General features: G+C 38.1%; 5 protein-coding genes and 2 pseudogenes. 1 reads left to right on the forward strand and 6 read right to left on the reverse strand.

Translation table 11 applies throughout. The features are described from left to right. The 6 genes and pseudogenes from AC3AX0_RS07155 to AC3AX0_RS07180 form a co-directional block, all read right to left on the reverse strand. Positions 1-124, reverse strand: a pseudogene (locus AC3AX0_RS07155) (3-hydroxyacyl-ACP dehydratase FabZ); the annotation flags it as partial. A gap of 2 nt (positions 125-126) precedes the next feature. After that, the gene (fabF, locus tag AC3AX0_RS07160; protein ID WP_487549621.1) at positions 127-1,359 is read right to left on the reverse strand and encodes a beta-ketoacyl-ACP synthase II; all 1,233 of its coding nucleotides are present in this window, start codon (positions 1,357-1,359) and stop codon (positions 127-129) included. A gap of 10 nt (positions 1,360-1,369) precedes the next feature. Next, positions 1,370-2,110 (reverse strand): 3-oxoacyl-[acyl-carrier-protein] reductase, encoded by a 741-nt coding sequence (gene fabG, locus AC3AX0_RS07165; RefSeq protein ID WP_487549622.1) that lies wholly within the window; start codon positions 2,108-2,110, stop codon positions 1,370-1,372. Between the two features lies 1 nt (position 2,111). Further along, on the reverse strand, positions 2,112-3,047 hold the full coding sequence (gene fabD, locus AC3AX0_RS07170; protein ID WP_487549623.1) for an ACP S-malonyltransferase: 936 nt from the start codon (positions 3,045-3,047) through the stop codon (positions 2,112-2,114). 2 nt (positions 3,048-3,049) lie between these two features. Beyond that, positions 3,050-3,991, reverse strand: a complete 942-nt coding sequence (fabK, locus tag AC3AX0_RS07175; protein ID WP_487549624.1) for an enoyl-[acyl-carrier-protein] reductase FabK — start codon at positions 3,989-3,991, stop codon at positions 3,050-3,052. A gap of 12 nt (positions 3,992-4,003) precedes the next feature. After that, positions 4,004-4,231 (reverse strand): acyl carrier protein, encoded by a 228-nt coding sequence (locus AC3AX0_RS07180; RefSeq protein ID WP_487549625.1) that lies wholly within the window; start codon positions 4,229-4,231, stop codon positions 4,004-4,006. A 286-nt stretch (positions 4,232-4,517) separates the two neighbouring features. Here AC3AX0_RS07180 and AC3AX0_RS07185 point away from each other — a divergent pair. After that, a pseudogene (locus AC3AX0_RS07185) lies at positions 4,518-4,907 on the forward strand (hypothetical protein); the annotation flags it as partial.

A 4,907-nucleotide genomic window follows, 5' to 3' on the forward strand; every position in this document is an offset into this window, starting at 1 on the left:
CATTTACAGTGACATTCTTTATTGCTACAGCCTTTTTGCCTTCTTCCATTTCTACAACTCTATCGATGAGCAGGAAAGGGTATCTGTGAGGCAGTACTTTTTCAATATCATTACTACTGTACATAATTAACCTCTTTTGAAAAGCAGTGAAGCATTGTGTCCGCCAAAACCAAGAGAGTTAGAAATGGCATATTCAACATCTGCATCTCTTCCTACATTTGGAACAATGTCAAGATCGCAGTCTGGATCAGGAACCTCGTAGTTTATAGTTGCAGGAATGAAACTGTCTTTTATAGCCATGATTGTAACAATGGCTTCTATTGCACCTGCACCACCGATCAAGTGACCAGTCATTGCCTTGGTAGAACTGAAAGGTACATTTTTTGCGTAATCTCCAAATACATTCTTTACTGCCACAGTTTCAAATTTGTCATTGTATGGAGTAGAAGTGCCGTGAGCATTGATATATGCAACTTTTTCCTTATTAATGCCAGCATCTTCAATTGCTTCATTCATTGCACCTGCAGCTCCTTTTCCTTCTGGATCAGGGCTAGTCATATGGTGTGCGTCACATGTAGCACCATAACCTGCCATTTCTGCATATATCCTTGCGCCTCTAGCTACAGCGTGATCATAGTCTTCCATAATAAGCATTCCAGCACCTTCACCCATTACAAAACCGGATCTTTCCTTGTCAAAAGGTATTGAAGCTCTGTTTTTGTCGGTGGATGTATTTAATGCAGTCATTGAAGAGAATCCAGCTATAGTGGCTGGAGTTACAGATGCTTCAGAACCACCTGCAATCATAATGTCACAAACACCGGATTGAATTTTTCTAAAAGATTCTCCAATTGCATTTGAACCTGATGCACAGGCAGATACAACTGAAAGGTTTACACCTTTTGCTTCAAATCTTATAGCTACAAGACCGGAGGCCATGTTTGAAATTATCATAGGGATAAAGAAAGGGGATACCTTGCTTGGTCCTTTGTTGTGAAGCTTTGCAATTTCTCTTTCAATAGTATTGATTCCACCAACACCACTACCGATAATTACACCGAGTTTTTTGTTGTTGATTTTTTCAAGCTCGAGGCCTGAGTCATCGATGGCCATTTGAGAAGCTCCTATTGCGAATTGACAAAATCTATCCATTCGCTTTGCTTCTTTTTTATCCATAAAGTCCTTAGGATCAAAGTCCTTTACTTCTGCTGCCATCTTTACTGTGAAGTCTGTAGTGTCAAATGCAGTTATTTCATCTATACCACATTTTCCTTCTTTTACAGAACTCCAAAATTTTTCTATTCCGCTACCTATTGGAGATATTACTCCCATACCAGTTATAACTACTCTTCTACTCATGTTTTTCCTCCTACATGTGTAATCCGCCGTCAACGGAGATTACTTGACCTGTAATATATGAAGCTTTTTCAGATGCTAGAAATTCAACTAGATCAGCAATATCTTCTGGATTACCAAGTCTTTTCAATGGTATATTTTTTACTATTTCCTGTTTAGCATCATCAGTCATAGCATCTGTCATTTTAGTTTGAATGAATCCCGGTGCAATAGCATTGCAAGTGATTTTTTTTCTAGCCAGTTCTTTAGCTGTAGACTTGGTCATGCCAATTATTCCTGCTTTTGATGCAGCATAGTTGACCTGTCCAATATTTCCAATCAAACCAATTACAGACGAAATGTTTATTATTCTGCCCGATTTTTGCTTTATCATTTTTTTGCATACATGTTTAATGCAGTTGAATGTACCGCTTAAGTTTATATTTATGACATCATTGAAATCGTCCTCAGACATCATTGTAAGGATCTTATCCCTTGTGATGCCGGCATTGTTGACAAGGACGTCAATTGTGCCAAAGTTGTTTATTGCATCTTTCATCAATGCTTCAGCTTCATCGAATTTTGAGATATCTGCCTGGAATATTCTGGTTTCAACTTCCGCGTTTTCAAATGTTTCTACAAGAGCCTTTAAACTTTCACTGTTGCTGTTGTAGTTCAATACAAGGTTGTATCCAAGAATGTTCATTCTTTTTGCAATGGAGCTTCCAATTCCACCTGAAGCACCAGTTATTACAGCTGTCTTATTTAGATTCATATTAAGCCTCCAGTTTAGACAGGGCTTTTTCCAGAGATGCCATATCTTCAACATTCATGAAGTTTAATTTCCTGTCAATCTTTTTCACAAACCCGCAAAGGCTTTTTCCAGGTCCGATTTCAACGAATGTATCTATACCCATGTCAATCATTTTTCTTATGCTATCTTCCCACATTACTGATGAAGAAACCTGATTCTTAAGATTTGAAAGATACTTATCAGTTTTTTCAACAATCTGGGCATCCACATTTGCTATTACCGGTATGGAAGCTTCATTAAAGTTGATTTTCTTAAGCTCTACTTCAAGCTTTTCAGCAGCAGGGGAGAGCATTGATGTGTGGAAAGGAGCGCTTACAGGAAGTAAAATCGCCTTTTTTGCGCCATATTCCTTTGCAGCTTCGACTGCTTTTTCAACTGCTTCGCTTGCTCCGCCTATTACAATCTGACCAGGACAGTTGAAATTTGCAGCTTCAAGTACTCCGTAGCTACCGAAATCTTCGCAAAGCTTAAGTACATTTTCCCTGTCCATGCCTATTAGAGCGGCCATCTTGCCTTGTCCAGCTGGAACAGCTTCTTGCATGTAGGTACCTCTTTTTTCAACTAACTTAACAGCATCCTTGAAATCCAGTACGCCTGAACAAACAAGTGCGGCATATTCTCCAAGACTGAGTCCAGCAGTAATTTCAGGTTTTATACCTTTGTTTTCTAATATTTTCAAAGCTGCGATACTCATAGTAAGTATTGCAGGTTGTGTATTTCTAGTGAGTTTAAGGTCCTCTTCAGGTCCTTCAAAACACATTTTACTTATATCAAATCCCAAAGCTTCATCGGCAGCGTCAAACACTTCCTTTGCTTCCGGGAAATTGTCATAGAATTCTTTTCCCATTCCAATGTACTGTGCACCTTGTCCGGGAAAAATAAATGCAATCTTATTCATGTTTACTCCTCAAATTTAAAGTTTTTAATGAGTAGAGAAGTACTGCTCATTAAATCTGTTATAATTTCTTCGCATGATTCTTCTTTGTTTATTAAACCTGCAATTTGTCCAGCCATTACGGAACCAGTTTTTATATCGCCATCAACAGCAGCTCTTCGAAGAGCACCTGCCCCTTCTTTTTCAAGTTCTTCAGCTGTAGCTCCATTTTTTTCCATCTTTTTGAATTTAGATGTAAGTCGGTTCTTGATGCTCCTTACTGGATGACCTGTTTTTCTTCCGCTAACAACTGCATCAGTATCCTTAGCACCTAATATCGCTTCTTTGTAATTCTGGTGAACATTACACTCATAGGCAGTTAAAAAACGTGTACCAACCTGAACGCCTGAAGCGCCAAGCATAAGTGCGGCAGCGAAACCTCTAGCATCGGCGATGCCGCCTGCAGCTATTACTGGTACATCGATAGCATCTACAACCTGGGGAACAAGAGACATAGTAGATAACTCTCCAATATGTCCGCCGGCTTCTGTACCCTCGCATATTACCCCATCAGCTCCAATTTTCACAAGCCTTTTAGCAAGTGTTGTCGTAGGAACAACTGGGAACACTTTTATACCTTTGCTTTTCCATAAATCCATATATTTTCCAGGGCTTCCCGCACCGGATATGATAACCGGAACCTCGAGAAATGCCGCAGCTTCAGCAACGGCATCTTTGAAAGGACTCATAAGCATTATGTTTACACCAAATGGCTTATCAGTAAGTTTTCTTATTTTGTAAACCTGTTCTTCTAGATACTCAACAGGAGCATTACCTGCAGCGATTATTCCTAACCCGCCTGCATTAGAAACTGCACCAGCCAGTTCGGCATCTGAAATCCAGGCCATACCACCTTGGAAAATAGGATATTTGATGTCTAACAATTTACATAGTTCTAAATATCCCATGTCAGGCACCTATTAGTTAATTTTTGTGTCTATGAATGCTACAATATCCTTAACTGTTACAAATTTAGGATAGTCTTCTTCAGGTATTTCGATGTCAAAAGCTTCTTCAAGGTTTATCACTACCTCAGCAAGGTCTAATGAATCTGCATCTAAGTCATCCTTCAAGTTGTCAGTAAGTTTTACCTCTTCATCCAATCCCAATTCTTCTACCAATATTGCTTTTACTTTTTCAAAAGTCATTTTCTATTCCTCCATAGTATATTATTTTTATTTTTAATTTTTTATTTAATTTGACAATCAAAGTATATTATTAGTGATTGCTATTGTCAATAAAAAACTTTGATATTCAAAGTATATTGAGGGGAGTGGAGGGTACATGTATTCTTGTGACTGGTTTTCGGCAACTATTAAGAAATTCTTAAGAAAGTTAATATTAAATATATTTATACTTTACAGAGATGCCAATTCAAATATTCACAGGTTTATAGTATAATAAATCTATACAATCATTAGAAAGGGGTATGCTATGTCAAAGACTATAAAAACCTTAATTGTATTAATAATAATCTTTCTTTTGGGAATTATGGCCAATGATATTGTTAATGGTTCAGGATCTCAGAGTCATTATGGAGCAATAGAGGACCCTATTCAGGAAGATGTAATAGGCGAATCTTTCGTAAAGATAGAGTCGGGAGGAAATACCTACAAGCTGACTAAAAAAGCAAGCTATAATATAGAAGCAGTAGTGAAAAGCAAAAAGAAATATACGAGAGACTTGAGCTCCGTAATTTCAAATTACGATTTTGCCCTTGCCTGGGGTGAACTTAATGAACCTGATATTGACGAGCACATAGATTATTCTCAGTCGGGAAGATGGTACTATTACAAGTACGACTCGGGAACTCCTGTAGCCAAA

This window comes from Dethiosulfatibacter sp. (assembly GCF_983023055.1).

Excerpts from the sequence above, each read along its gene's own strand:
- fabD (WP_487549623.1), bottom strand. The coding sequence starts at position 3,047 with ATGAATAAGATTGCATTTATTTTTCCCGGACAAGGTGCACAGTACATT.
- fabK (WP_487549624.1), bottom strand. The coding sequence starts at position 3,991 with ATGGGATATTTAGAACTATGTAAATTGTTAGACATCAAATATCCTATT.
- fabG (WP_487549622.1), bottom strand. The coding sequence starts at position 2,110 with ATGAATCTAAATAAGACAGCTGTAATAACTGGTGCTTCAGGTGGAATT.
- AC3AX0_RS07180 (WP_487549625.1), bottom strand. The coding sequence starts at position 4,231 with ATGACTTTTGAAAAAGTAAAAGCAATATTGGTAGAAGAATTGGGATTG.
- fabF (WP_487549621.1), bottom strand. The coding sequence starts at position 1,359 with ATGAGTAGAAGAGTAGTTATAACTGGTATGGGAGTAATATCTCCAATA.